Raw genomic sequence first — 25850 nt, forward strand, 5'->3', positions numbered from 1 at the left:
CAGGACACCGTACCGGTTCCCGCGGCAGTGGCCTCCTCGCGTGTACGCGCAGGTCGGGGATCCGCACACCCGCGCCTGTGAACCAGTAGGTGTAGAAGGAGAAGTCCATGCAGGAGACGCAGGAGACCGCGCAGGACCCCCAGGCCGGCTCGCCCCGCCGGGTGCTGCTGAAGCTGTCCGGTGAGGCCTTCGCCGGTGGCGGCGGGCTCGGCGTGGACCCGGACGTCGTGCACGCGATCGCCCGTGAGATCGCCACGGTCGTCCGCGCCGGTACCGAGGTCGCGGTGGTGATCGGTGGTGGCAACTTCTTCCGCGGCGCCGAGCTCCAGGTGCGCGGCATGGACCGGGCCCGCTCCGACTACATGGGCATGCTCGGCACCGTGATGAACTGCCTGGCGCTGCAGGACTTCCTGGTCAAGGAAGGCATCGAGACCCGGGTCCAGACCGCGATCACCATGGGCCAGGTCGCCGAGCCGTACCTGCCGCTGCGCGCCGTCCGGCACCTGGAGAAGGGCCGTGTGGTGATCTTCGGTGCGGGTATGGGCATGCCCTACTTCTCCACCGACACCACGGCCGTCCAGCGCGCGCTGGAGATCCACGCGGACATCCTGCTGATGGGCAAGAACGGCGTGGACGGCGTCTACGACTCCGACCCCCGGACCAACCCGGACGCGGTCAAGTTCGACGCGCTGGAGTACTCCGAGGTCATCGCGCGGGATCTCAAGGTCGCCGACCTCACCGCGATCACGCTGTGCAAGGACAACAACCTCCCGATGCTCGTCTTCGAGCTGCTGGCGGAGGGCAATATCGCGCGTGCGGTGAAGAGTGAGAAGATCGGCACACTCATCAGCCAGGATTCTGTCCGGGCCTGAGCAGCAATCAGCCGTACGGGACGGCGCCGGCACCACGTGCGGCGGCCTCCACACCGCGACCGGCTTCGACTCCGACACCGGTCGGGACAACAGCAGATGAACCGGACAGGGAGTACACAGTGATCGAAGAGACCCTCCTCGAGGCCGAGGAGAAGATGGAGAAGGCCGTCGAGGTCGCCAAGAACGACTTCGCCGCCATCCGGACCGGCCGTGCTCACCCGGCGATGTTCGCCAAGATCGTGGCCGAGTACTACGGTGCCGTGACGCCGATCAACCAGCTGGCCTCCTTCTCCGTGCCGGAGCCGCGGATGGCCGTCGTCGCGCCGTTCGACAAGACCGCGCTGAAGGCCATCGAGCAGGCGATCCGCGACTCCGACCTCGGCGTCAACCCCTCGAACGACGGGTCCATCATCCGGGTGGTGCTTCCCGAGCTCACCGAGGAGCGCCGCCGCGAGTACATCAAGGTCGCCCGCGGCAAGGGCGAGGACGCCAAGGTCTCGATCCGTTCGGTGCGCCGCAAGGCCAAGGACGGCATCGACAAGCTGGTCAAGGACGGCGAGATCGGCGAGGACGACGGCCGTCGCGCGGAGAAGGAGCTCGACGACACCACGGCCAAGTACGTGGCCGCCGTCGACGAGCTGCTGAAGCACAAGGAAGCCGAGCTGCTCGAAGTCTGATGAACGACGCCCCTGACGCCCCCGGCTACTGGGGCCCATCCGACCAGCAACATCAGCAGTACCAGCCGCACCCCCCGTACCGGCCCGCGCCCGCGCCGCGGCCGGCCGCACCGGGCGCTGCGGGTGACCCCGGCCACCGAACGGGTCACTCGCAGCAGCCTCCGGTGTACTGGGGCGGTGACGCGGAGGAGACTCAGGTCATGCCCCCCGTACCGGCCGACCCGGGACCCGACCCCGCCGAGGGGCCGACCCGGGAGGCCGGGCGGCTGAGCGGGCCGCTGTTCCGGGACGAGCAGCCCCGGACGGCGGTGCCGGGCGCGGCGGAGACGGTCGTGCTGCGCGCGATCACCGACGATGTCGCCCCCACCCCCGGCCGCGGCGGTCCGCCGTACCCGGGGGTCCCGGCGTATCCCGCGCCGCCGCAGAGCCACCCGGCGGCCGGGCAGCCCCACCCTGTGCCGTTGTCCCACCCAGGGCAGGAGACACCTGTGGCCCAGCCCGACCAGCAGCCACAGCCGCGCAAGCAGCGCGGCGGTCGCAACCTCCAGGCCGCGATAGGCGTGGGCGTCGGCCTCGGCGCGGTGATCATCGCCTCGCTGTTCGTGGTGAAGGCGCTGTTCCTGTTCGTGGTGATGGCGGCCGTGTCGGTCGGGATCTGGGAGCTGACCAGCCGACTGGCCGAGCGCAAGCAGATCAAGGCGCCGCTGGTCCCGCTGGTCGCGGGCGGCATCGCGATGATCGCGACCGGCTACTGGGCCGGGGTCCAGTGGGCGGCGGCCTCGCTGGCGCTGACCGGTCTGGCGGTGATGGTCTGGCGGATGGCCGAGCCGCCGGAGAACTACCTGCGGGACATAACGGCGGGCATCTTCACCGCTTTCTACGTGCCGTTCCTGGCGACCTTCGTGGCGATGATGCTGGCGGCGGACGACGGCCCGCAGCGGATCGTGCTGTTCCTGATCGTCACCGTCTGCAGCGACACCGGCGCCTACGCGGTGGGCTACAAGTTCGGGAAGAACAAGCTGGCCCCGACGATCAGCCCGGGCAAGACCCGCGAGGGCCTGGCCGGCGGCATCGGTCTGTCGATGCTGGCGGGCGCGCTGCTGATGCAGCTGATCATCGACGACGGCAGCTGGTGGCAGGGTCTGATCCTGGGCGGCTGTGCGGCGGTCGTCGCGACCCTGGGCGACCTGGGCGAGTCGATGATCAAGCGTGACCTCGGCATCAAGGACATGGGCACGCTGCTGCCGGGCCACGGCGGCATCATGGACCGCTTGGACTCGCTCCTGCCGACCGCTCCGGTGGTCTGGCTGCTGCTGGCGGCCTTCGTCGGCAGCTGAGTCCGGCCGCGAACCCAGGGCCGCCAACCCGGGGCCCCGCAGCCGGGACCGCGAACCCGGGCCGCGACCCAGCGGCCCTGCGGTGGAGGCCGGGCCGGGCGACCCGGCCCGGGCCACGACGACGAGTGAGGGCTCCGGACGCCAGGCGTCCGGAGCCCTTCGCCGTCCGGAGCCCTTCGCCGTCTGCCGAGGTCCGAACGTCTGCGACACTGGATGAACCATGCCTAAGCCCGGAGAACTCACCTTTGTCGCGCCGCGTGGCGCCAAGCCCCCGCGACACCTCGCCGACCTGAGCCCCGCCGAACGCAAGGAGGCCGTCGCCGAGCTGGGCGAGCAGCCGTTCCGCGCGAAGCAGCTCTCCAACCACTACTTCGGCCGGATGTCCAACGACCCGGCGAGCTGGACGGACATCCCCGCCGCCAGCCGGGAGAAGCTCACCGAGAGCCTGCTCCCCGAGCTGATGTCGGTGGTGCGGCACGTGTCGTGCGACGACGACAACACCCGCAAGACGCTGTGGAAGCTGTTCGACGGCACGCTCGTCGAGTCCGTGCTGATGCGCTACCCGGACCGGGTCACCATGTGCATCAGTTCGCAGGCCGGCTGCGGTATGAACTGCCCGTTCTGCGCGACGGGCCAGGCCGGGCTGACCCGCAACCTCTCCACCGCCGAGATCGTCGAGCAGATCGCGGCCGGGATGCGCGCGCTCAAGGACGGCGAGATTCCGGGCGGCGAGGCCCGGCTGTCCAACGTGGTCTTCATGGGCATGGGCGAGCCGCTGGCGAACTACAACCGGGTGCTGGCCTCGATCCGCCGGCTCACCGACCCGGCGCCGGACGGTTTCGGCCTCTCCCAGCGCGGCATCACCGTCTCCACCGTGGGTCTCGTGCCGGCGATGAACCGGCTCGCGGACGAGGGCCTCTCCTGCCGCCTCGCGCTGTCGCTGCACGCCCCGGACGACGAGCTGCGCGACGAGCTGGTGCCGGTGAACACCCGGTGGAAGGTCGCCGAGGTGCTCGACGCCGCGTGGAACTACGCGGAGAAGTCCGGCCGCCGGATCTCCATCGAGTACGCGCTGATCAAGGACATCAACGACCAGGCGTGGCGGGCGGACCTGCTCGGCCGGTTGATCAAGAACCACCGGGTGCACGTCAACCTGATCCCGCTGAACCCGACGCCGGGTTCGAAGTGGACGGCCTCCCGGCCCGAGGACGAGCGCGAGTTCGTCCGCCGGCTGCAGTCGCACGGCGTGCCCACCACCGTCCGCGACACCCGCGGCCAGGAGATCGACGGCGCCTGCGGACAGCTCGCCGCGGCGGGCTGAGACACCGGGCAGGACGGCGGACCGGACCGGCGGGGGCGGCGAACGGGACCCCGCCGGACCGGCTCAGCGCAGGCCGGCCGCCGCCAGGGCGGCGGTCAGCCCGCCGGTGACCAACAGGACGGTGCCGACCGCGAGGGTCCGCAGGGCCACCGCGCCGAACAGCAGCCGGGGTGGGGTGCCGATCCGCAGCAGCGCGCCGGCGACGTCCCGGCGGGCGGTGCGGAGCTCGGCCAGCCGGGAGACCACGGCGGCCACCGCGCAGCCCAGCACCAGACAGACCTCGACGGCGGGCAGGGTGTCCGCGCTGCCCGGTTCCCCGATCCAGTAGCGGACGGTGGTGAGCGCCACCGCGGCCGCCAGGGCCAGGACGGCCAGGGGTGGTCCGAGCCGGCGGGCCTGCGCGGTCAGGCCCCGCCCGGCGAGCAGCCGTAGCGGGGTCGGCCGGCCGACGGCGAGCAGCAGCCCGGTCCAGGAGAGCAGCGGGCCGGTCAGCAGGGCGAGGCCCAGGGCGCAGGCCGCCCAGCCGCCGAGGGCGGCGGTGCTGGTGCTGCCGAGCCCGGCCGGCAGGTGGATCGGGCGGCCGTCGGCGGCGGCGCCCGGGCGCAGCGCGATGAGTTCGAGGGCGAGGCCGAGCACGGCCAGTCCGATCGGCAGGGCGATCCGCAGCGGGCCGAAGCCGGTCGGCACGTGCGGCCGCCCGCCGGGCAGGGTCTCGGCGATCGGCACCGCGCCGGCCGCCGCGATACCCGCGGTCAGCGGGACCAGGGCGATCAGGGTGACCGGCGCGGCGGCCGGCAGCGGCAGGCCCATACCGACCTCGGGGGCGAGCGAGGGCCCGGCGATGTCGTTGCGCAGGACCAGGAAGAGCAGCAGGGTCAGCGCGGAGCCGAGGGTGCAGGCGAGCGCGACCTCACCGGCGATCAGGGCCCGGATCCGGGCGGAGCCGGCGCCCGCCGCGGTGAGGCCGGCGATCCGTTCGGGGCGCCGGGCCGGTACCGCGCGGGCGGCCACGGCGGCGAACCAGGCGACCGCCGCCAGCGGCGGCAGGCACCAGAGCAGCCGGGCGACGGTGTCGGCGCCGCCTGCCGGGTCGCTCATCGCCCGGCCGAGGGCCCGCAGCAGGAAGGCGGCGACGACCGCGCCGGCCAGTGCGGTGAGCAGCCAGCGGCCGAGGTCGGGCACCCGGTAGCCCCGGGCCAGACGGAGATAGAACACGTCGACTCTTTCAGCGGCGGGGCGGCGTCATCGGCGCGTGGCCGATACGGCGGACGCTCCGGTGGCTCCCGGCGCGGCGGCGGTCCCGGTGCTCCCGGACGTGCCGCGCGGGACGGGTGCGGCGGGTGCGGCCAGCCGTCCGTCGACGAGGGCGACGGCGCGGTCCGCGTACCGGACGAGCTCGGGGTCGTGGGTGGCCAGGACGAGGGTGAGCTGGTGCGAGCGGGCCGCGCTGGTCAGTATCCGCAGGACCTGTTCGGCGGCCTCGCGGTGCAGCGGGGCGGTGGGGTCGTCGGCGAAGACGACCGGGGGCAGCGGGGCGAGCGCGCGGGCGACGGCGATCCGCTGGCGCTGGCTCTGGATCAGCCGGTCGGGTCGCAGCCGGGCGATGTCGCCGATGTCGAGCCGCTCCAGCCACTCGGCGGCGGCGGTGTACGCGGCCTTGTTGCCGGCGCCGGCCAGCAGCAGGGGCAGGGCGACGTTCTCCCGGGCGGTCAGCTCGGGCACCAGGTGCGGTTCGGAGCCGACGAAGCCGAATCGGTCGCGCCGCAGTCGTTCGCGGCCGGCCCGGCCGAGGGTGTGGACGGGGGCGCTGTTGAACCAGACCTCGCCCCCGTCGACCGGGACGAGGGCGGAGAGACAGCCGAGCAGGGTGCTCTTCCCGGAGCCGCGCGGCCCGGTGACCGCGAGCACCTCGCCCTCCCGGACGCCGAGTGAGATACCGCGCAGGGCGGGGGTGCCGTGATGGGACTTGACGATCTCCCGGGCCCACAGCACGTCGTTGTCAGGCGGGGCCGCTGACATGAGGTTCCATCCTGGGTGGCCGCAGGGATATGACAGTCGTCAGATTAGAACGATCGGGACCGGGCGCGGTTGCGGCGCACTGGCCCATCAGGGGCAAATCACCCGGAATCAGGCATGTTTGATCGGGTCGATCATGCAGAAACACCGAAGGGCGGTCCCGCGGGAAGCGGGACCGCCCTTCGGCGGAGGGTGGGGAGGAAAGATCAGGTGATCAGATCTTGGCCCACGCGTCGGTGAGGCTGGTCCGCAGGATCTGCTCGATCTCGTCGAAGGTCGACTGGTCGGAGATCAGCGGCGGGGCCAGCTGGACGACCGGGTCGCCACGGTCGTCGGCGCGGCAGTACAGGCCGTTGTCGAAGAGCGCCTTCGACAGGAAGCCGTAGAGCACGCGCTCGACCTCGTCGTCGTTGAACGACTCCTTGGTGACCTTGTCCTTCACGAGCTCGATGCCGTAGAAGTACCCGTTGCCGCGGACGTCGCCGACGATCGGCAGGTCGCGCAGCTTGTTCAGGGTGCCGAGGAAGTTCGCCTCGTTGTCCAGCACGTGCTGGTTCAGGCCCTCGCGCTCGAAGATGTCGAGGTTGGCCAGCGCCACCGCGGAGGAGACCGGGTGGCCACCGAAGGTGTAGCCGTGCAGGAAGGTGTTGTCACCCTTGTAGAACGGCTCGGCCAGGCGGTCCGAGATGATCGTGGCGCCGATCGGGGAGTAGCCCGAGGTCATGCCCTTGGCGCAGGTGATCATGTCGGGCTGGTAGCCGAACTTGTCGGCGCCGAACATGGTGCCCAGGCGGCCGAAGGCGCAGATGACCTCGTCCGAGACCAGCAGCACGTCGTGGCGGTCGCAGATCTCGCGCAGGCGCTGGAAGTACCCGGGCGGCGGCGGGAAGCAGCCACCGGCGTTCTGCACCGGCTCGACGAAGACGGCGGCGACGGTCTCGGCGCCCTCGTTGAGGATCGCGACCTCGATCTCGTCGGCGCACCAGCGGCCGTAGGCCTCGGGGTCGACGGTGCCGTCCGGGCCTTCGAGGAAGGCCGGCGCGCGGTAGATGTTGGTGTTCGGGGCCTTGTGGGTGCCCGGCACCAGCGGCTCGAACGGGGCCTTCAGGCCCGGCAGGCCGGTGATGGACAGCGCGCCCTGCGGGGTGCCGTGGTAGGCGACCGCACGCGAGATGACCTTGTACTTGGTGGGCTTACCGGTCAGCTTGAAGTACTGCTTGGCCAGCTTCCACGCGGTCTCGACGGCCTCGCCGCCACCGGTGGAGAAGAACACCTTGTTCAGGTCGCCCGGGGCGTAGTTCGCCAGGCGCTCGGCCAGCTCGACGGCCTTCGGGTGGGCGTAGCTCCACACCGGGAAGAAGGCGAGCTCCTTGGCCTGCTTGGCAGCGGCCTCGGCGAGCTCGACGCGGCCGTGACCGGCCTGCACCACGAACAGGCCGGAGAGGCCGTCGATGTACTTCCGGCCCTTGTCGTCCCAGATGTAGGTGCCCTCGCCCCTGGCGATCGTCGGCACGGGAGAGTTCTCGTACGACGACATGCGGGTGAAGTGCATCCACAGGTGGTCGTAGGCGGTCTTGGAAAGGTCCTTCTGCGCCGGGTCGGCTGTCATCGGGTGCCCCAGGTGTAGGTCTGTTTCCGGAGCTTCAGGTAAACGAAGCTCTCGGTGCTCCGCACGCCGGGAAGCGCGCGGATGCGCTTGTTGATCATTTCGAGCAGGTGCTCGTCGTCCTCGCAGACCAGTTCGGCCAGGAGATCGAACGAGCCTGCGGTGCAGACGACGTAGTCGACCTCGTCGAGGGCGGCCAACGCGTCGGCGACGGGCTCGATGTCGCCCTCGACCCGGATCCCGACCATCGCCTGGCGGGTGAAGCCGACGGTGAGCGGGTCCGTGACGGCGACGATCTGCATCACGCCTTGGTCGAGCAGCTTCTGGACGCGCTGCCGTACGGCTGCCTCGGACAGGCCGACGGCCTTGCCGATGGCGGCGTACGGGCGGCGCCCGTCCTCCTGGAGTTGCTCGATGATCGCCTTGGAGGCGGCGTCGAGGGGAACGCTGGCGTTCCGGTCGCGGTTGGCCACGCCGCAACTGTGCCTGATCGTTCCTCTGTTCGCAAGCGCGGGATCTGCTGATTTCGTCGTGATCTTGGAAATCGGGTACGGATTTCATCGCTGTCTCGAAGTTGTGCTGTCGATACCAGCAGTCGTACGGCTACCCTGGTTCGGTACGCGCGCGGCTTCGCAGCGCAGCGCGCGTTCCCCCGAACAGTGGACCGCGCCGCGCCCGGCCCGGCCACTCGGCGCCCTTCGTCCGTCGGACCCCCCGACGTACCATGGCGCCGGAATCTGCAATGCCGCAGGCCCAGACCGAGGAGAGACCCGTGAGCGACCTTCGCACGCTGCGCAACTACATCAACGGTGAGTTCGTCGACGCGGCGGACGGCCGCACGCTCGACATCGTGGACCCCACCACCGGCGAGGTCTACGCGACGTCTCCGCTGTCCGGCGCCTCCGACGTGGACGCCGCCATGGCCTCGGCCGCCGCCGCCTTCCCGGTCTGGCGCGACGCCACCCCCAGCACCCGCCAGAAGCTGCTGCTCAAGATCGCCGACGCGGTCGAGGCACGCGCCGACGAGATCGTGGACGCCGAGGTCCGCAACACCGGCAAGCCCCGCGCGCTGACCCTCTCCGAGGAGATCGGCCCGATGGTGGACCAGATCCGCTTCTTCGCCGGCGCCGCCCGTCTCCTGGAGGGCAAGGCCGCCGGTGAGTACATGGACGGCATGACCTCGATCGTCCGACGCGAGCCGGTCGGCGTCTGCGCCCAGGTCGCGCCGTGGAACTACCCGATGATGATGGCCGTCTGGAAGTTCGCCCCGGCCATCGCCGCGGGTAACACCGTCGTGCTGAAGCCGTCGGACACCACCCCGGCCTCCACGGTGCTGCTGGCCGAGATCATCGGCGGCATCCTGAAGGACCTGGAGCTGCCGGCCGGCGTCTTCAACGTGATCTGCGGCGACCGCGAGACCGGCCAGGCCATGGTCGAGCACTCCACCCCGGCGATGGCCTCCATCACCGGTTCGGTGCGCGCCGGCATCTCGGTCGCGGAGTCGGCGGCCAAGGACGTCAAGCGCGTCCACCTGGAGCTGGGCGGCAAGGCCCCGGTCGTGGTCTTCGAGGACGCGGACATCGCCGAGGCCGTCGAGGGCATCTCGGTGGCCGGCTTCTTCAACGCGGGCCAGGACTGTACCGCCGCCACCCGCGTGCTGGTCCACGAGTCGATCCACGACGCCTTCGTCGAGGCGCTGGCCAAGGCCGCGGCCGAGACCAAGACCGGCGGCGTGGACGACGAGGACGTGCTCTACGGCCCGCTGAACAACGCCAACCAGCTGAAGCAGGTCACCGGCTTCATCGACCGCCTGCCGGCGCACGCCAAGGTCGAGGCCGGCGGCCACCGGGTCGGCGACAAGGGCTACTTCTACGCCCCGACCGTCGTCTCCGGGCTGAACCAGGACGACGAGATCATCCAGAACGAGGTCTTCGGCCCGGTCATCACCGTGCAGAAGTTCTCGGACGAGGACCAGGCCGTCGGCTACGCCAACGGTGTCGAGTACGCGCTGGCCTCCTCGGTGTGGACCAAGGACCACGCCCGCGCGATGCGGATGTCGCGCCGTCTGGACTTCGGTTGCGTCTGGATCAACACCCACATCCCGCTGGTCGCCGAGATGCCGCACGGCGGTTTCAAGAAGTCCGGCTACGGCAAGGACCTCTCCTCCTACGGGTTCGAGGACTACACCCGGGTGAAGCACGTCATGACCGCGCTCTAGAGCGTGCGGGACCGTCGGGGCGTGGCAGGGCCGCGCCCCGACGGCGCGTGACCGATCGTCCGGCATGGCGGCGGGCCCGGGCCGGGAGCGGTCCGGGCCCGCCGTCTTGCCACCCTGTCGGCCGTTCGTGTGACCGCCTGACAGGATGAACCTGCACTTCGGCACCGGGACTCCCTAGCCTTGCCGCATGAGCATCCCCACCGCTGACTCAGCTGCCGGCCAGGCCGTCAAGGCCGCCGACCGCGCGCACGTCTTCCACTCGTGGTCCGCCCAGGCGCTGATCGACCCCCTCGCGGTGGCCGGCGCCGAGGGCTCGTACTTCTGGGACTACGACGGCAACCGCTACCTCGACTTCTCCTCGCAGCTGGTGAACACCAACATCGGGCACCAGCACCCGAAGGTGGTCGCCGCGATCCAGGAGCAGGCCGCGAAGCTCTGCACCATCGCCCCCGGCTTCGCCGTCGAGTCCCGCAGCGAGGCCGCCCGGCTGATCGCCGAGCGCACCCCCGGGGACCTCGACAAGATCTTCTTCACCAACGGCGGCGCCGAGGCCAACGAGAACGCCATCCGGCTGGCCCGGCTGCACACCGGCCGGCAGAAGGTCATGGCGACCTACCGCTCGTACCACGGCGCCACCGCCAACGCGATCGCCCTCACCGGCGACCCGCGCCGCTGGGCCAACGAGACCGGGGTCTCCGGCGTCGTGCACTTCTGGGGCCCGTACGCCTACCGCTCCAACTTCCACGCCGAGAACGAGGCGCAGGAGTGCGAGCGCGCGCTGCGGCACCTGGAGCAGGTGATCGCGTTCGAGGGTCCGGGTACCGTCGCGGCGATCATCCTGGAGACGGTGGTCGGCACCGCGGGCATCCTGATCCCGCCGCCGGGCTACCTGGCCGGGGTGCGCGAGATCTGCGACCGCTACGGCATCGTGTTCATCCTGGACGAGGTGATGGCCGGCTTCGGCCGCACCGGCGCGTGGTTCGCCGCCGACCACTGGGGCGTCACCCCGGACCTGCTGACCTTCGCCAAGGGCGTCAACTCCGGTTACGTCCCGCTGGGCGGGGTGGCGATCAACGCGGAGATCGCCGCGACCTTCGCCGAGCGGCCGTTCCCCGGCGGGCTCACCTACTCGGGCCACCCGCTGGCCTGTGCCTCGGCCGTCGCCACGATCAACACCATGGCGCAGGAGGGCATCGTCGAGAACGCCGCGCACATCGGCGAGAACGTGATCGGTCCGGCGCTGCGTGAGCTGGCCGAGCGCCACCCCTCGATCGGCGAGGTGCGCGGGCTCGGGGTGTTCTGGGCCCTGGACCTGGTCAAGGACCGGACCACCCGCGAGCCGCTGGTGCCGTACAACGCGGCGGGCCCCGCCAACGCGCCGATGGCAGAGCTGGCCGCCGCCTGCAAGCAGCGCGGGCTCTGGCCGTTCGTCAACATGAACCGCTTCCACGTCGTTCCGCCGTGCACCGTCACGGAGGAGGAGGCCAAGGCCGGTATCGCGGTGCTCGACGAGGTGCTGTCGCTGACCGACGCGCACACCGTCTGACCGACAGCCCGCCGACCGGCGACGTACCAGGCCGGCGACGTACCAGGCCGGCGACGCATCAGGCCGGCGACGTGTCAGGCCGACGAGGTATCAGACCCGACAGGACGGCCCCGGGTGCCCGTGCGCCCGGGGCCGTCCCACGCTCCGGAGGACCACTTTGCCCCGCACCACCCTCACCCGCCGCGGCGTGCTCGGCACCGCCGGGCTGTTCGGCGTCGGAACCCTGACCGGCTGCGGCATCCCGTCCGCCTACGTCGCCGAGGACCGTCGCTCCGCCCCCGACCGCTCGGGGGAGGAGAAGCGGCTGGGCTTCTCCAACTGGACGCAGTACATCGACGTCGACGACGACGGCGGCCGCCCCACCCTGGACGCCTTCACCGAGCGGACCGGGATCAAGGTCACCTACACCGAGGACATCAACGACAACGACGAGTTCTTCGGGAAGATCGGGCCGGTGCTGACCCAGGGCACCGACCCCGGCCGGGACCTGATGGTGGTCAGCGACTGGATGGCCGGGCGGTACGTCTCGCTCGGCTGGGTGCAGACCATGGACCGGGCCAACCTGCCGAACGTCACCGCCCAGCTGGATCCGCAGCTGGCGAACCCGGCCTTCGACCCCGGGCGCCGGCGCAGTGTGCCGTGGCAGTCCGGGATCACCGGCATCGCCTACAACCGCAAGGAGCTGGGCCGCGAGATCAGGTCCACCGCCGATCTCTGGGCCCCCGACCTCAAGGGCCGGGTCACCCTGTTCGCCGGGCTGGACGAGGCGCTCGGCCTGCTGATGCTCGGGTACGGCGCCGACATCTCGGCCTTCACCGAGGACGACGCGCACCGGGCGATGGACCTGGTGCAGAAGATGGTCGACAGCCGGCACGTCCGCCGTTTCACCGGCAACGACTACACCAGCGACCTGGCCTCCGGGGCCGCGCTGGCCTGCCAGGCCTACTCGGGTGACGCCGTCCAGCTCACCGCCGAGAACCCGGACATCGCGTTCGTGGTGCCCGAGGAGGGCGGCGAGCTCTGGGCGGAGAGCCTGCTGATCCCCAACCGGGCCGCGCACAAGCGGAACGCCGAGCTGTTGATCGACCACTACTACCGGCCCGAGGTGGCCGCCGAACTGGCCGCCGCCGTGCAGTACATCTGTCCGGTGCCGGCCGCCCGTGAGGTGCTGGCGGCCAGCGGGGACAAGGAGAAGGCCGAGCTGGCGGAGCACCCGTTGGTCTTCCCGACCGACGAGATGCGGGCCCGGCTGCACACCATGCGCGATGTCACCTCCGCCGAGCGCCCCGGTCTGCACAAGGTCTGGGGCCGCATCACCGGGGTGTAGCGCGGCGGGGCCGGCCGCTCAGCGCCTCTGCCGCTCAGCGCCGCACCGCGTCCAGCGCGAGCAGCGCGACGTGCAGCGAGAGGCAGGACTCGACCTGGTCGAGGTCGACGCCGAGGATCCGCTCGACCTTGTGCAGCCGGTCGTAGAAGGACGGCCGGGACAGGTGCGCGGCATCGGCCGCCGCGGACTTGTTCCGGCCCTGTTCCAGGTAGATCCGCAGCATCTGCACCAGCTGGGCGTTGTGCTCGGCGTCGTAGGCGAGCAGCGGGCCCAGCTCGCGCTCGACGTAGGTCTGCAGCCGGGCGTCGTCGCGCAGCAGGTGCAGCAGGCCGCGCAGCCGGACGTCGGGCAGCCGGTAGTACGCGGCCGCCCGCCCGCCGGGCGCGTCGTGCAGCGCGGCGTCGGCGACCTGGGTGGCCTCCAGCAGGGTGCGCCGGGCATCGCGGACCGAGCCGACCGAGGAGCCGGCGGCGACCACCGGTGTCGGTGCGGGGGCGGCGTCCCGGTTGGCCTCCGCCGTCAGTCGGCGCAGCGCCGCTGCGAAGGCGTCCAGCGCGGCGTGCTCGTCCTGCTGGGCGCCGAGCGCGATCAGCACGCCCACGCCCTCGTCGTCGAGCGCGCCGACGAGGGCGGAGAGCCGGCAGCCGCGGATCGCGGTGGCCGCCAGCTCGGTGAAGTCGCGCAGCCGGGCCTGGGCCTCCAGCGCGGCCGGGATCGGTCCGCGCCGCTGCCGCAGCACTACGCCGACCAGCCGGCGGCTCTCCAGCGGCACACCGAGGGCCTGGGCGCGCAGCGCGACCTCGGAGACGGTCAGCGCGTGGGTGAGGATGCCGGACAGCAGGGTGCGGTGGGTCTGCCGCTCCAGGCTCTCGCGGTCCCGGACCACCAGCCGGTTCAGGGCGAGCGCGGAGGCACCGCGCTCCAGCAGCATGGTGTGCGGATGCGCGGTGCCCTCGGGCAGCGGCCCCGGGTCGGCGACCAGGACGAGCCGGCCCCAGTCCTGGCCCCGGGCGCCGACCGTGGTGACCAGCCAGCCGCTGCGCGGGTCGTGTCCGGTGCGGCCCGGTGGGCGGACCCCGCGCGAGCGCCGCTCCCAGTCCTCCAGCAGCTCGGTCTCCGGCCGGCCGGCGGTGTCGTGCGCCAGCACCTGGTGGGCGAGGTTCTCCAGGACGACCGGCCCGCCCGCCATCCGGGCCACCTGGCGGACCACCTCGGCCGGCTCGGCGCCCTCCACCACCAGTTCGTTGAAGACCTGGTGGACCGTCTCCGAGGTGCGCAGCTGCTCCAGCTGGGCGTTGACCACCAGGGCGTGCACGGCCTCGGTGACGGCGACGAAGCGCAGCTCGCGCCGGAGCGCGATCAGCGGCAGGCCGCGCTGCTCGGCGGCGTGCACCAGGGCGCGCGGCAGCGAGTCGAAGTAGCGCCGGCCGAACTCGATGACCAGGCCGGCCACGCCGACCTCGTCCAGCTCGCGCACGTACCGGGCGAGTCCCTCGCGGTCCTCGGGCAGCGCGATGCCGGTGGTCAGCACCAGCTCGCCGCCCTGGAGCACACCGGCGACATCGGGCAGCTCGCTGACGTGGACCCAGCGGACCGGGCGCTCCAGACGGTCGGTGCCGGCGACGACCTGGGGGAGGCCGCGCCGCATCACCTCCAGGTCGAGCACATGGGCGACGGTGGGGAGCATCGCGGGGCCTCCAGGGTTCAGAGTGTCAGGTAAATCATCGCTCCCGGCGACGATCTGTTGCCCTCGGAGAACCCTTGCACCCTGTAAGGCCCTGCGGGCCTAGCTTTCCGGGGTGACCCTTGTCACGCCCTGGCGGCAAAGGGCATGGTCAGCGGGTCGGCTGTGGCGAAAGGCGACACAACCGCGGGAATCCGTCGTGTTAACCGGAAAGCAACAGCGGGATCCCTTGCCGGGGAAACCTGGGGCTGTCAGGATCGCGCATCCCGGTGACCGACCGGACGGATTCCCCCGCACCGCAGACGCGGCGACTCGACCAGTCGTACGACGCCGGTGCGGTCCCCTGCCCGCCGACCCGTGCAGCATGACGGATCAGGCGGACTTCACGCCTTGCGGGCAGTCGAACCACCGGCACTTGGAGGAACAGATGGACCTGACCGACTTCGGCGCGGGCGCGCAGTACATCGCCGGCCGGCAGAGCCGGGGGAGCGGCGACCCCTTCCAGGTCGTCAACCCGGCGGACGGCAGCGTGGTCGAGCAGATCTCCCTGGCCTCCACCGAGCAGGTCGACGCCGCGGTCGCCGCCGCCCGGGCCGCGCTGCCCGAGTGGGCCGGCGCCACCCCCGGGGCCCGTTCGGAGGCGCTGACCCGGTTGGCCGCCGTCCTCGCCGAGGCCGGCGCCGACCTCGCCCGGGTGGAGACCTCGCAGACCGGCAAGCCGGTGAAGCTCTCCAGCGAGTTCGACGTCCCCGGCACCGTCGACAACACCGCGTTCTTCGCGGGAGCCGCCCGCAACCTGGAGGGCAAGGCGGCCGGCGAGTACTCCGGGGACCACACCTCCTACGTGCGGCGCGAGCCGATCGGCGTGGTCGGCTCGATCTCGCCGTGGAACTACCCGCTGCAGATGGCCGCCTGGAAGATCCTCCCGGCCATCGCGGCGGGCAACACCATCGTCCTCAAGCCGGCCGAGCTGACCCCGCTGACCTCGGTGATGTTCGCCCGGGCCTGCACCGCGGCCGGCATCCCGGACGGCGTGGTCAACGTGGTCACCGGGGCCGGGCGCACCGCGGGCGAGCGCCTCGTCGCGCACCCCGACGTCGCGATGGTCTCCTTCACCGGCTCCACCCCGGTCGGCCGGCGGGTCGCCGAACTCGCCACCGCGACCGTCAAGCGCACCCACCTGGAGCTCGGCGGCAAGGCCCCGTTCGTGGTCTTCGACGACGCCGACCTGGACGCCGCCGTGCACGGCGCGGTCGCCGCCTCGTTGATCAACAGCGGCCAGGACTGCACCGCCGCCACCCGCGCCTACGTCCAGCGCCCGCTCTACGACGCCTTCGTGGCCGGTGTCGCCGAGCTCTACGGCGCGATCCGGCTCGGCGACCCGCTGAACCCCCGCACCGACCTCGGCCCGCTGGTCTCGTACACCCACCGCGACCGGGTGGCCGGATTCGTCGAGCGGGCCCGCGGCTACGGCGCCACCGTCGTCACCGGCGGCCGCGCCCCCGAGAAGGGCCACGACGGCACCGACCTCACCCGCGGCGCCTACTACCTGCCCACCCTCGTCACCGACGCGGCGCAGGACAGCGAGATCGTCCAGGGCGAGATCTTCGGTCCGGTCCTGGTCGTGCTGCCCTTCGACGGCGACGACGAGGGGCTGCGGCTGGCCAACGACACCCCGTACGGCCTGGCCGCCTCGGCGTGGACGAGCAATGTGCACCGCTCGCTGCGCGCCACCCGGGAGATCGCGGCCGGCTGCGTCTGGGTCAACGACCACATCCCGATCATCAGCGAGATGCCGCACGGCGGCTACAAGTCCTCCGGTTACGGCAAGGACATGTCGCAGTACTCGCTGGACGAGTACACCCAGGTCAAGCACGTCATGTTCGACACCACGGCGGTGGCCCGCAAGGACTGGCACCGCACCGTCTTCGGAGACAGATAACCCCATCGAGGGGCGTTCCCCCACCGCCCCGTCCCGACCTCTCGCCCCCAGGAGGCCCGTTCCATGGCGTTCAACGAGCTCACCGACGGTCTGTCCGAACCGGTCCGCAAGGCCTGGGAACGCAGTCTGACCAGTGGCCGGGCCTCCCTCGGCAGGCGGACGCTGCTGCGCGCCGTCGCCCTCACCGCCGGTGCGGGCACGCTGGCGGCGTGCGGCATCCCGGCGGCCGGCACCGCCGGCACCGGCGACTCCACCGCGAACGCCGCTCCGGACCTCTCGGAGAGCGACCGGGAGGTGGGCTTCTCCAACTGGCCGCTCTACATCGACACCGACGAGAACGACCCGGAGAAGCACGGCTCGCTGGAGGCCTTCACCGCGGCCACCGGGATCACGGTCAAGTACACCGAGGACATCAACGACAACGTCGAGTTCTTCGGCAAGGTCAAACCGCAGCTCGCGGCCGGCCAGGACACCGGCCGCGACCTGGTGGTGCTCACCGACTGGATGGCCGCCCGGCTGATCCGCCTCGGCTGGGCGCAGAAGCTCACCCCGGCCAACGTCACCACCGCGATCACCAACGTGGACGCGCGCTTCCGCGCCCCCGACTGGGACCCGGGCCGGCTCTACTCCTACCCGTGGGCCGGCATCCAGACGGTGGTCGCCTACAACCGGAAGGCCACCAAGGGGAGGGAGGTCACCAGCGTCGCCCAGCTGCTGGAGGACCCCGACCTCAAGGGCCGGGTCACCTTCCTCTCCGAGATGCGCGACACCGTCGGGATGACCCTGCTGGACATGGGCAAGGACCCGGCGAAGTTCACCGCCGACGACTACGACGCGGCGATCGCCCGGCTGCAGAAGGCCGTGGACAGCAAGCAGATCCGCCGCTTCACGGGCAACGACTACGGCCAGGAACTCTCCTCCGGCGACATCGCGGCCTGTGTCGCCTGGGGCGGCGACCTGATCCAGCTGCGGGCCGACAACCCGGACATCGAGTTCGTGATCCCGGAGAAGGGCTTCGTCACCGCGACGGACAACATGCTCGTCCCGGCCAGGGCCCGGCACAAGGCCAACGCCGAGAAGCTGATCGACTTCTACTATCAGCCCAAGATCGCGGCGCAGCTGGCCGCGGGCATCGGCTACGTCTCCGCCGTCACCGGGATGGAGAAGGAGCTCGCGGCCATCGCCCCGGACAGCGCGGCCAACCCGCTGGTCGTCCCCACTCCCGAGATGGCGGCGAAGGCACACGTGTTCCGCAGCCTGACCGAGGCCGAGGAGAGCTCCTTCGAGGAGAAGTTCTCCAAGCTCATCGGCGCCTGACCCCCACTGACGGCAGAGAATCCAGAGAGACACCACCCATGACAGAGCAGCTGCGCTCCGCGGCCACCGGCGGCGATGTCCGCCTCACCGGCATCGGCAAGACCTACGGGTCCTTCACCGCCGTCCACCCGCTCGACCTGACCGTTCCCCAGGGCTCCTTCTTCGCCCTGCTCGGCGCCTCCGGCTGCGGCAAGACCACCACGCTGCGCATGATCGCCGGACTGGAGGAGCCCACCACCGGGACCGTCCTGATCGGCGGCCAGGACGTCACCGCCCTGCCCCCGTACAAGCGGCCGGCGAACACGGTCTTCCAGAGCTACGCGCTCTTCCCGCACCTCGACATCTTCGAGAACATCGCCTTCGGCCTGCGCCGGCGCGGCAAGAAGGACGTCAAGAAGCAGGTCGACGACATGCTGGAGCTGGTGGAGCTCGGCCAGTTCGCCCGCCGCAAGCCGCACCAGCTCTCCGGCGGCCAGCAGCAGCGCGTCGCCGTGGCCCGCGCCCTGATCAACCACCCGCAGGTGCTGCTCCTGGACGAGCCGCTCGGCGCCCTCGACCTCAAGCTCCGCCGGCAGATGCAGCTGGAGCTCAAGCGGATCCAGACCGAGGTCGGCATCACCTTCGTCCACGTCACCCACGACCAGGAGGAGGCCATGACCATGGCCGACACCATCGCGGTGATGAACGGCGGCCGGGTGGAGCAGCTCGGTGCCCCCGCCGAGCTCTACGAGAACCCCGCCACCACCTTCGTGGCCAACTTCCTCGGCCAGTCCAACCTGCTGCCCGCCGACGTGACCGGCCAGGAGGGCGGTGACCTGCTGCTCAGCGCCGCCGGTGCCCGGCTCGCCGTGCCCAGGGCCCGGTGCGCCGCCGACGCCCGGAAGGTCCACCTCGGCGTCCGGCCGGAGAAGATCACCATCGAGCACTCCTCCGCCGAGGTCGCCGCCGGCCGCAACCGCCTGGCCGGCACCGTCGTCGACTCCAGCTTCATCGGCGTCTCCACCCAGTACCTGGTGCGCACCGACGGCGGCCAGGAGGTGACCGTCTTCGAGCAGAACATGGAGCGGGACGCCCGGATCGTCCCCGGCGCGCCGGTCGTCCTGCACTGGAACCCGGCACACTCCTTCGCCCTGGACGCCGCGCAGGCGATCGACGCGGGCACCGGGGAGGAGGCGGCATGACCACCACCACCGCGGCGGCGCCGCCGCAGGCCATACCCCCCGACGGCAGCGCGCTGCCCGATCCGGCCGCGCGGCCCAGGCGCAAGCTCACCCCGTACTGGCTGCTGCTGCCCGGCATCGCCTGGCTGGTGGTCTTCTTCGCGGTGCCGATGGTCTACCAGGCCTCCACCTCGCTGCAGACCGGCTCGCTGGAGGAGGGCTTCAGCGTCACCTGGCACGTCGCCACCTACTGGGACGCCCTGGTCGAGTACCGCTGGCACTTCGTCCGCTCGTTCGGCTACGCCGCGACCGCCACGCTGTTCTGCCTGGCCATCGGTTATCCGCTCGCGTACACGATCGCCTTCAAGGCGAGCAAGCGCTGGCGCAACGTCATCCTGATCCTGGTGATCGCGCCGTTCTTCACCAGCTTCCTGATCCGCACGCTGGCCTGGAAGACCATCCTCTCGGACGGCGGCCCGGTGGTCGGCGCGCTCAACGCGCTGCACGTCCTGGACCTCACCAGCGCGGTCGGGCTCACCTCGGGCGACCGGGTGCTGGCCACGCCGCTCGCGGTGGTCTGCGGTCTGACCTACAACTTCCTGCCGTTCATGATCCTTCCGCTGTACACCTCGCTGGAGCGGATCGACCCGCGGCTGCACGAGGCGGCCGGCGACCTGTACGCCCGCCCGTTCACGACCTTCCGCAAGGTGACCTTCCCGATCTCGCTCCCCGGGGTGGTCGCGGGCACGCTGCTCACCTTCATCCCGGCCTCCGGCGACTACATCAACGCCCAGCTGCTGGGTTCGCCGAGCGAGCAGATGGTCGGCAACGGCATCCAGAAGCAGTTCCTGAACGTGCTCGACTACCCCACGGCCGCCGCGCTGAGCTTCATCCTGATGGCCCTGATCCTGGGCATGGTGACGGTCTACATGCGCAAGGCCGGGACGGAGGAACTGGTCTGATGTCCCGAGTGATCAAGTGGATCCGGGCCCACCTGGTGGTGCTGGCCGGCCTGCTGGCCCTGGCCTACCTGGTGCTGCCCAACCTGGTGGTGCTCGCCTTCTCGTTCAACAAGCCGGTCGGCAAGTTCAACTACGAGTGGTCCGAGTTCTCCACCGACGCCTGGACCGATCCCTGCGGTGTGGCCGACATGTGCCAGTCGCTGTCGCTGTCGCTGGAGATCGCGGTGCTCGCGACCGTCGGCGCCACCGTGCTCGGCACCATGGTCGCCTTCGCGCTGGCCCGCTACCGCTTCCGCGGCCGCTCCGCCACCACCGCGATGATCTTCCTGCCGATGGCCATGCCCGAGGTGGTGATGGCCGCCTCGCTCGGCACGCTCTTCCTCAACATGCGCATCCCGTTCGGCTTCACCACGATCCTCATCGCGCACATCATGTTCTGCCTGAGCTTCGTGGTGACGGCGGTCAAGGCCCGCGTGATGAGCATGGACCCGAGGCTCGAACAGGCCGCCCAGGACCTCTACGCGACCCCGACCCAGACCTTCCTGCGGGTCACCCTGCCGCTGGCCGCCCCCGGCATCGCCGCCGGCGCGCTGCTCAGCTTCGCGCTCTCCTTCGACGACTTCATCATCACCCAGTTCAACTCGGGCCCGACCACGGTCACCTTCCCGATGTTCGTCTGGGGCGCCTCCCAGCGCGGTATCCCGGTGCAGGTGAACGTCATCGGCACCGCGATGTTCATCGCCGCGGTGGTCCTGACCGTCGCCGGTCAGTGGCTCGGAAACCGCCGGAAGGCGACCGCCTGACCGGCCGGGCCGCCTCCCGGGCATACCGTCGGAGGCGGCCCCACCATCACCATCAATGTGCAGAAAGTGGCTGATAATGCATGGACTCCGCCCGCGCGCTCAGTGACGCCAGGCCCACCCCCTTCTGGCTGGAGGACCCGGGCCGGCCGGCGGCGCTGCCCGCTCTGGTCGGCGACACCACCTGCGACCTGCTGGTCGTCGGCGGCGGTTACTCCGGCCTCTGGACCGCCCTCGTCGCCAAGGAGCGCGACCCCTCCCTGGACGTCGTCCTGGTCGAGGGCAACGAGGTGGGGTGGGCCGCGTCCGGGCGCAACGGCGGATTCTGCGCGGCCAGCCTGACCCACGGATTCGGCAACGGGCTGCAGCGCTGGCCCGCCGAACTCGCCCAGCTGGAGCGCCTCGGCGCCGCCAACCTGGACGGCATCGAGGAGACCCTCAAGCGCTACGACATCGACGCCGAGTGGGAGCGCACCGGCGAGATCGACGTCGCCACCCAGCCCCACCAGCTCGCCGAGCTGCACGAGGTCGCCGAGGCCGTCGCCGAGTACGGGCTCGACATCACCGTGCTCGACCGTGACGAGCTGCGGGCCCAGGTCGACTCGCCGACCTTCCTCGGCGGGCTCTGGGACAAGGAGGGCGTGGCGATGGTCCACCCCGCCAAGCTGGCCTGGGGCCTCAAGGCCGCCAGCCTCTCCCAGGGCGTGCGGATCTTCGAGCACACCCGGGCGACGGACCTCGCCGAGCACGGCAGCGGCATGGCCGTCCGCACCCCGTACGGGCGGGTCTTCGCCCGGCGGGTCGCCCTCGGCACCAACGTCTTCCCGTCGCTGGTCAAGCGGGTCCGCCCGTTCATCGTCCCGGTGTACGACTACGCGCTGATGACCGAACCGCTCAGCGCGGAACAGCTCGCCGCGATCGGCTGGCAGGGGCGGCAGGGGCTCGGCGACAGCGCCAACAAGTTCCACTACTTCCGGCTCTCCGCCGACAACCGGATCCTCTGGGGCGGCTACGACGCCGTCTACCACTACGGCGGCCGGGTCCGGCACGAGTACGACCAGCGGCCGGAGACCTTCCGCACCCTGGCGAACCACTTCTTCCGCTGCTTCCCGCAGCTGGAGGGGCTGCGCTTCACCAACGCCTGGGGCGGCGCGATCGACACCTGCAGCCGGTTCTCGGCGTTCTTCGACACCGCCTACCGCGGCCGGGTCGCCTACGCCGCCGGGTACACCGGCCTGGGCGTCGGCGCCAGCCGGTTCGGCGCCGAGGTGATGCTCGACCTGCTGGCCGGGGAGCGGACCGAGCGCACCTCGCTGGAGATGGTGCGCTCCAAGCCGCTGCCGTTCCCGCCCGAGCCGGTGCGCTGGGCGGGGATCGAGATCACCACGCGCTCGCTGGAGCGGGCGGACCGGACCGGCGGTCACCGCAACCTCTGGCTGCGCACCCTCGACCGGATGGGGCTGGGCTTCGACAGCTGAGGGATCGGGTGGTCGGGCGCCGGTCCGAGGAGGGGCCGATTGGGTGCCCTCATGATCCGACGACCGACCGTCCTCATGATCCGACGACCGGTCGATCCGACGACCGGCCGATCCGGTGGTCGGTCGATCCGGTGATCGGTGCGGTGCTCCGCCGATGACGCCGTTCGGCCGAGTGATCGCGCTACCCGTGTAAGAGAGACCCGCCGTCCGCCTCTCGTTGGTGACGGCGGGTCTTGGTTCCCGTCGCGCCACGATCAGCAGCAGCGCTGAGAAACGGGGACAGGACCATGGAGAGCACCGGACTGCACTGGCTCGCCCAGGCGGCACCGGACCCGGACGCCTTCCGGGAACAGTGGGAACGCAGCGGGCTGGGCCTGATGCTGTTGCCCGCCGGACGCCTGTGGGACGTCCTCTCGGTGCCCGGCCGGCTCGGCCGCCCGGTCCTCGACATCCTCGACTCCCGCTCCTGCGGTCCGGTCCTCAGCGACTTCGCGGGCGAGAGTGTCGGCTTCCTCGTCCCCGTCGGCACGGCCGCGCGCTGGATCGGCACCGGCGTCCGGTGTGCCGGCGACGGCACCTGGATCGTGGTGCCGCACCCCGGACGTCGCAGCCGGGGCGTGCGCTGGCTCGTCCCGCCCGACGGCTCCGGACGGCTCAACGACCCGGTCCTGCTGGAGCTCGCCCTGCACGAGTCCGCCGCCCGGCTCAGCGACTGGTGAGGACGGCGGACCCTCGTCGGCTCCGGGTGTCCCGCGGCCGTGGGCAGGCGGGCGTGGTCCGGGATCCCCGGGCCGGCCGGCCCGGACGCACGGCGAGGGCGGTCGCGCCAGACTGGGAGGGTGACCACCACCCCGGACACCGTCGACGCGCCTCTGCGACCGGGCTCGGCCCAGCTGAGACTGGCCGAGCAGGCCCGCCCCGTCTGCGACCGGCTCGGGTTCGCGCTCGCCGGCGGGCACGCGCTGCGGGCCCTGGGCGTGCCGGCCTGCGCCCAGGACGGGCTGACCCTGGTGACCAGCGGCGGCACAGACCTGCCGCAGGCCGCGACCGAGCTGGCCGCCGCCTACCGGGCGGCCGGCGGCGGGGCCGCCGAGCGCCCGGGCACACCGCGTCTGGCACAGCTCTCCGTCCGGCTGACGCTCGGCGGGCGGACGCACACGGTGGAGTTGCGCAAGGAGCCGCTGGGCCATCGCCCGGTCCGCCTCGACCTCGGTTCCCCGGCGCCCGGCGAACCCTCGCTGACGATGACGGTCGTCGCCCTGGAGGACGCCGCTGGGCTGGCCACCGCGCTGCTCGCCGACCGGGGCCTGCCGCGGGACCTGCTCGACGTGCACGCCCTGACCGCCTGGTACCGGGAGGGGGAGCTGCTCGCGCTGGCCACCGCGTTGGACTCGGACTTCCAGCCCGCCGTTCTCGCCGACCGACTGGAGACGCTGGCCGAAGCCGCCGACGGGCGCTTCCGGGTCCGACGGCCGGTGGCCGGCACGGCGAGCGGCACCGAGGGCGCCACGGTGAGCGGGCTCAAGCGGTGGGCACTGGCGTGGTCGCAGGACCTCCGGCTCGACCTGATGGAGACCAGGGAGGCCGCGGACGGACTGCACGATCCGTATCTGGAGGACCTGGAGGCGAGGGAGGACGGGGCGGATGCCGAGGAGGACGCCGATGTGGGGCTGTCCGCCGGGGAGGGGGCGGGGGCGAGGGGGCAGTGAGTGGCGAGGGGGCAGTGGGCGCCGACCGGACGGGTGTGACGGGGCCGGTCCGGACTGGACCGGTCCGGGCAGGACCGCGGGGCCGTTCAAGGCCTGAGCTTCGCCCGTTCGGCCGATACGGCCGACGACCTGTAAGGCTGAATCCCCGATCCCCGTCAGCCTGTTCGTTGAGGCCTGGGGTGGTGGACACCAGACTGGGTGATGAGCGCGGTAGCCCCGTGATCCCGTCGCCCGGCCCACTCGCGGGCGGCGCCACACAAGGGACCGGCGGCAGGACGCCGCCCGGGACTTCGGAGGCAGACGGACCATGAGCAAGCACATCATTCACTGGATCGGTGGCCGGCCGGTCGCCACCGCCGGCGCTGCGCCCCGCCGCGGTGACATCTTCGACCCGGCCACGGGTCAGGTCTCGGGCCACGTCGACTTCGCCGGGATCGCCGAGGTCGACCAGGCGGTGGCCGCCGCGGCCTCGGCCTTCGTCGAGTGGCGCAACGCCTCGATCGCCAAGCGCACGACGGTGCTCTTCAACTTCCGCGAGCTGCTCAACGCCCGCCGGGACGAGCTGGCGGCGATCATCGTCGCCGAGCACGGCAAGGTGCACTCCGACGCGCTCGGCGAGATCGCCCGGGGCATCGAGGTCGTCGAGTACGCCTGTGGCATCCCGCAGCTCGTCAAGGGCGGCTTCACCGAGCAGGCGTCCACCGGCATCGACGTCTACTCGATCCGCCAGCCGCTCGGCCCGGTGGCCATCATCTCCCCGTTCAACTTCCCGGCCATGGTGCCGATGTGGTTCTTCCCGATCGCCATCGCGGCCGGCAACACGGTCGTGCTGAAGCCCTCGGAGAAGGACCCGTCCGCCGCCAACTTCCTCGCCGAGCTCTGGAAGGAGGCCGGGCTGCCGGACGGCGTCTTCAACGTCGTGCACGGTGACAAGGTCTCCGTCGACCGCCTGCTGGAGCACCCCGACATCAAGTCGGTCAGCTTCGTCGGCTCCACCCCGATCGCCCGCTACGTCTACGAGACCGGCACCCGGTACGGCAAGCGCGTGCAGGCCCTCGGCGGCGCCAAGAACCACATGCTGGTCCTGCCGGACGCCGACCTCGACCTCAGTGCCGACGCCGCCATCAACGCCGGCTTCGGTGCGGCGGGCGAGCGCTGCATGGCCATCTCGGTGCTGGTGGCCGTCGACCCGATCGGTGACGAGCTGGTCGAGAAGATCAAGGAGCGGATCGCCCAGCTCAAGGTCGGGCCCGGCTGCAACGGCGACTCGGAGATGGGCCCGCTGGTCACCGGCCAGCACCGGGACAAGGTCACCTCCTACGTCGAGTCCGGTGTCGCCGACGGCGCGGAGCTGGCCGTCGACGGCCGGAAGCACCCGATCACCGCCGAGGACCGCAACGGCGCCCCGACCTCGGACGGCTTCTGGCTCGGCCCCACCCTGTTCGACCACGTCAAGCCCGGCATGTCCGTCTACAACGACGAGATCTTCGGCCCGGTGCTGTCGGTGGTGCGCGTCGCCTCCTACGAGGAGGGCCTGGCGCTCATCAACGCCAACCCGTACGGCAACGGCACGGCCATCTTCACCAACGACGGCGGTGCGGCCCGGCGCTTCCAGTACGAGGTCGAGGTCGGCATGGTCGGCATCAACGTGCCGATCCCGGTGCCGGTCGCCTACTACTCCTTCGGCGGCTGGAAGGCGTCCCTGTTCGGCGACGCCCACGCCTACGGTCCGGACGGCGTGCAGTTCTTCACCCGCGGCAAGGCCGTCACCCAGCGCTGGCTGGACCCCTCGCACGGCGGCATCAACCTCGGCTTCCCGACCAACAGCTGAGCCCCCGCTCCACCGCGGCGGCCGACCGGACCCCTCCCCCCGGGGTC

Annotated in this window: 21 protein-coding genes; 16 read left to right on the forward strand and 5 right to left on the reverse strand. The window is 71.5% G+C overall.

Annotated features, from left to right (window positions below; genetic code table 11):
• Positions 1-107 precede the first annotated feature (107 nt).
• The 4 genes from pyrH to rlmN all read left to right on the forward strand — a co-directional run bounded on the left by pyrH (position 108) and on the right by rlmN (position 4207).
• Positions 108-872 carry a UMP kinase gene (gene pyrH, locus ACFXHB_RS22835; RefSeq protein ID WP_380576434.1) on the forward strand — a complete coding sequence of 255 codons (765 nt, stop codon included), beginning with the start codon at positions 108-110 and terminating at the stop codon, positions 870-872.
• Positions 873-991: 119 nt separating this feature from the next.
• On the forward strand, positions 992-1549 hold the full coding sequence (frr, locus tag ACFXHB_RS22840) for a ribosome recycling factor (RefSeq protein ID WP_360642314.1): 558 nt from the start codon (positions 992-994) through the stop codon (positions 1547-1549).
• Between the two features lie 200 nt (positions 1550-1749).
• Positions 1750-2886 carry a phosphatidate cytidylyltransferase gene (locus tag ACFXHB_RS22845; protein ID WP_380576435.1) on the forward strand — a complete coding sequence of 379 codons (1137 nt, stop codon included), beginning with the start codon at positions 1750-1752 and terminating at the stop codon, positions 2884-2886.
• Positions 2887-3106: 220 nt separating this feature from the next.
• The gene (rlmN, locus tag ACFXHB_RS22850; protein ID WP_380576436.1) at positions 3107-4207 is read left to right on the forward strand and encodes a 23S rRNA (adenine(2503)-C(2))-methyltransferase RlmN; all 1101 of its coding nucleotides are present in this window, start codon (positions 3107-3109) and stop codon (positions 4205-4207) included.
• A gap of 63 nt (positions 4208-4270) precedes the next feature.
• On the opposite strand, the gene ACFXHB_RS22855 is transcribed toward rlmN, so the two are convergent.
• From ACFXHB_RS22855 to ACFXHB_RS22870, 4 genes are all read right to left on the reverse strand, one after another.
• Complete coding sequence (locus ACFXHB_RS22855; RefSeq protein WP_380576437.1) at positions 4271-5422, reverse strand: hypothetical protein; 1152 nt, start codon at positions 5420-5422, stop codon at positions 4271-4273.
• Between the two features lie 27 nt (positions 5423-5449).
• Positions 5450-6226, reverse strand: coding sequence for an ABC transporter ATP-binding protein (locus ACFXHB_RS22860; protein ID WP_380576438.1), 777 nt, complete (start codon positions 6224-6226; stop codon positions 5450-5452).
• 211 nt (positions 6227-6437) lie between these two features.
• Positions 6438-7832, reverse strand: coding sequence for an aspartate aminotransferase family protein (locus ACFXHB_RS22865; protein ID WP_329489787.1), 1395 nt, complete (start codon positions 7830-7832; stop codon positions 6438-6440).
• Positions 7829-8302: an Lrp/AsnC family transcriptional regulator gene (locus ACFXHB_RS22870; protein ID WP_030306695.1), complete on the reverse strand. Its 474-nt coding sequence runs from the start codon at positions 8300-8302 to the stop codon at positions 7829-7831. Before ACFXHB_RS22870 ends, ACFXHB_RS22865 begins: the two co-directional genes overlap by 4 nt.
• 269 nt (positions 8303-8571) lie before the next feature.
• Here ACFXHB_RS22870 and ACFXHB_RS22875 point away from each other — a divergent pair, with 269 nt between their 5' ends.
• The 3 genes from ACFXHB_RS22875 (at position 8572) to ACFXHB_RS22885 (ending at position 12920) form a co-directional block, all read left to right on the forward strand.
• Positions 8572-10047: a gamma-aminobutyraldehyde dehydrogenase gene (locus ACFXHB_RS22875; protein WP_380576439.1), complete on the forward strand. Its 1476-nt coding sequence runs from the start codon at positions 8572-8574 to the stop codon at positions 10045-10047.
• A 187-nt stretch (positions 10048-10234) separates the two neighbouring features.
• Positions 10235-11593, forward strand: a complete 1359-nt coding sequence (locus ACFXHB_RS22880) for an aspartate aminotransferase family protein (protein ID WP_380576440.1) — start codon at positions 10235-10237, stop codon at positions 11591-11593.
• A gap of 157 nt (positions 11594-11750) precedes the next feature.
• Positions 11751-12920, forward strand: coding sequence for a spermidine/putrescine ABC transporter substrate-binding protein (locus ACFXHB_RS22885; protein ID WP_380576441.1), 1170 nt, complete (start codon positions 11751-11753; stop codon positions 12918-12920).
• A 34-nt stretch (positions 12921-12954) separates the two neighbouring features.
• On the opposite strand, the gene ACFXHB_RS22890 is transcribed toward ACFXHB_RS22885, so the two are convergent.
• Entirely contained in the window at positions 12955-14607 is a 1653-nt protein-coding gene (locus ACFXHB_RS22890; RefSeq protein ID WP_380576442.1) for a PucR family transcriptional regulator, read from the reverse strand.
• A gap of 424 nt (positions 14608-15031) precedes the next feature.
• Here ACFXHB_RS22890 and ACFXHB_RS22895 point away from each other — a divergent pair, with 424 nt between their 5' ends.
• The 9 genes from ACFXHB_RS22895 (at position 15032) to ACFXHB_RS22935 (ending at position 25803) form a co-directional block, all read left to right on the forward strand.
• Positions 15032-16546: a gamma-aminobutyraldehyde dehydrogenase gene (locus ACFXHB_RS22895; protein WP_380576443.1), complete on the forward strand. Its 1515-nt coding sequence runs from the start codon at positions 15032-15034 to the stop codon at positions 16544-16546.
• A gap of 63 nt (positions 16547-16609) precedes the next feature.
• Positions 16610-17863: a spermidine/putrescine ABC transporter substrate-binding protein gene (locus tag ACFXHB_RS22900; RefSeq protein WP_380576444.1), complete on the forward strand. Its 1254-nt coding sequence runs from the start codon at positions 16610-16612 to the stop codon at positions 17861-17863.
• 38 nt (positions 17864-17901) lie between these two features.
• Positions 17902-19044 carry an ABC transporter ATP-binding protein gene (locus ACFXHB_RS22905; RefSeq protein WP_380576445.1) on the forward strand — a complete coding sequence of 381 codons (1143 nt, stop codon included), beginning with the start codon at positions 17902-17904 and terminating at the stop codon, positions 19042-19044.
• Positions 19041-19985 (forward strand): ABC transporter permease, encoded by a 945-nt coding sequence (locus ACFXHB_RS22910; RefSeq protein WP_380576446.1) that lies wholly within the window; start codon positions 19041-19043, stop codon positions 19983-19985. The genes ACFXHB_RS22905 and ACFXHB_RS22910 overlap by 4 nt, the downstream gene beginning before the upstream one ends.
• Positions 19985-20788, forward strand: coding sequence for an ABC transporter permease (locus ACFXHB_RS22915; RefSeq protein WP_380576447.1), 804 nt, complete (start codon positions 19985-19987; stop codon positions 20786-20788). Before ACFXHB_RS22910 ends, ACFXHB_RS22915 begins: the two co-directional genes overlap by 1 nt.
• Before the next feature lie 80 nt (positions 20789-20868).
• The gene (locus tag ACFXHB_RS22920; RefSeq protein WP_380576448.1) at positions 20869-22263 is read left to right on the forward strand and encodes an NAD(P)/FAD-dependent oxidoreductase; all 1395 of its coding nucleotides are present in this window, start codon (positions 20869-20871) and stop codon (positions 22261-22263) included.
• A gap of 287 nt (positions 22264-22550) precedes the next feature.
• A complete protein-coding gene (locus ACFXHB_RS22925; RefSeq protein ID WP_380576449.1) occupies positions 22551-22982 on the forward strand; it encodes a hypothetical protein in 432 nt (143 codons plus the stop codon).
• Positions 22983-23102: 120 nt separating this feature from the next.
• On the forward strand, positions 23103-23972 hold the full coding sequence (locus ACFXHB_RS22930) for a hypothetical protein (RefSeq protein ID WP_380576450.1): 870 nt from the start codon (positions 23103-23105) through the stop codon (positions 23970-23972).
• Between the two features lie 307 nt (positions 23973-24279).
• A complete protein-coding gene (locus ACFXHB_RS22935) occupies positions 24280-25803 on the forward strand; it encodes a CoA-acylating methylmalonate-semialdehyde dehydrogenase (protein WP_380576451.1) in 1524 nt (507 codons plus the stop codon).
• Positions 25804-25850 lie beyond the last annotated feature (47 nt).

The organism is Kitasatospora sp. NPDC059327, from assembly GCF_042752535.1.
GTDB lineage: Bacteria > Actinomycetota > Actinomycetes > Streptomycetales > Streptomycetaceae > Kitasatospora.

Excerpts from the sequence above, each read along its gene's own strand:
- pyrH (WP_380576434.1), top strand. The coding sequence starts at position 108 with ATGCAGGAGACGCAGGAGACCGCGCAGGACCCCCAGGCCGGCTCGCCC.
- ACFXHB_RS22845 (WP_380576435.1), top strand. The coding sequence starts at position 1,750 with ATGCCCCCCGTACCGGCCGACCCGGGACCCGACCCCGCCGAGGGGCCG.
- rlmN (WP_380576436.1), top strand. The coding sequence starts at position 3,107 with ATGCCTAAGCCCGGAGAACTCACCTTTGTCGCGCCGCGTGGCGCCAAG.
- ACFXHB_RS22860 (WP_380576438.1), bottom strand. The coding sequence starts at position 6,226 with ATGTCAGCGGCCCCGCCTGACAACGACGTGCTGTGGGCCCGGGAGATC.
- ACFXHB_RS22865 (WP_329489787.1), bottom strand. The coding sequence starts at position 7,832 with ATGACAGCCGACCCGGCGCAGAAGGACCTTTCCAAGACCGCCTACGAC.
- ACFXHB_RS22875 (WP_380576439.1), top strand. The coding sequence starts at position 8,572 with ATGCCGCAGGCCCAGACCGAGGAGAGACCCGTGAGCGACCTTCGCACG.
- ACFXHB_RS22880 (WP_380576440.1), top strand. The coding sequence starts at position 10,235 with ATGAGCATCCCCACCGCTGACTCAGCTGCCGGCCAGGCCGTCAAGGCC.
- ACFXHB_RS22890 (WP_380576442.1), bottom strand. The coding sequence starts at position 14,607 with ATGCTCCCCACCGTCGCCCATGTGCTCGACCTGGAGGTGATGCGGCGC.
- ACFXHB_RS22895 (WP_380576443.1), top strand. The coding sequence starts at position 15,032 with ATGGACCTGACCGACTTCGGCGCGGGCGCGCAGTACATCGCCGGCCGG.
- ACFXHB_RS22900 (WP_380576444.1), top strand. The coding sequence starts at position 16,610 with ATGGCGTTCAACGAGCTCACCGACGGTCTGTCCGAACCGGTCCGCAAG.
- ACFXHB_RS22905 (WP_380576445.1), top strand. The coding sequence starts at position 17,902 with ATGACAGAGCAGCTGCGCTCCGCGGCCACCGGCGGCGATGTCCGCCTC.
- ACFXHB_RS22910 (WP_380576446.1), top strand. The coding sequence starts at position 19,041 with ATGACCACCACCACCGCGGCGGCGCCGCCGCAGGCCATACCCCCCGAC.
- ACFXHB_RS22915 (WP_380576447.1), top strand. The coding sequence starts at position 19,985 with ATGTCCCGAGTGATCAAGTGGATCCGGGCCCACCTGGTGGTGCTGGCC.
- ACFXHB_RS22920 (WP_380576448.1), top strand. The coding sequence starts at position 20,869 with ATGGACTCCGCCCGCGCGCTCAGTGACGCCAGGCCCACCCCCTTCTGG.
- ACFXHB_RS22925 (WP_380576449.1), top strand. The coding sequence starts at position 22,551 with ATGGAGAGCACCGGACTGCACTGGCTCGCCCAGGCGGCACCGGACCCG.
- ACFXHB_RS22935 (WP_380576451.1), top strand. The coding sequence starts at position 24,280 with ATGAGCAAGCACATCATTCACTGGATCGGTGGCCGGCCGGTCGCCACC.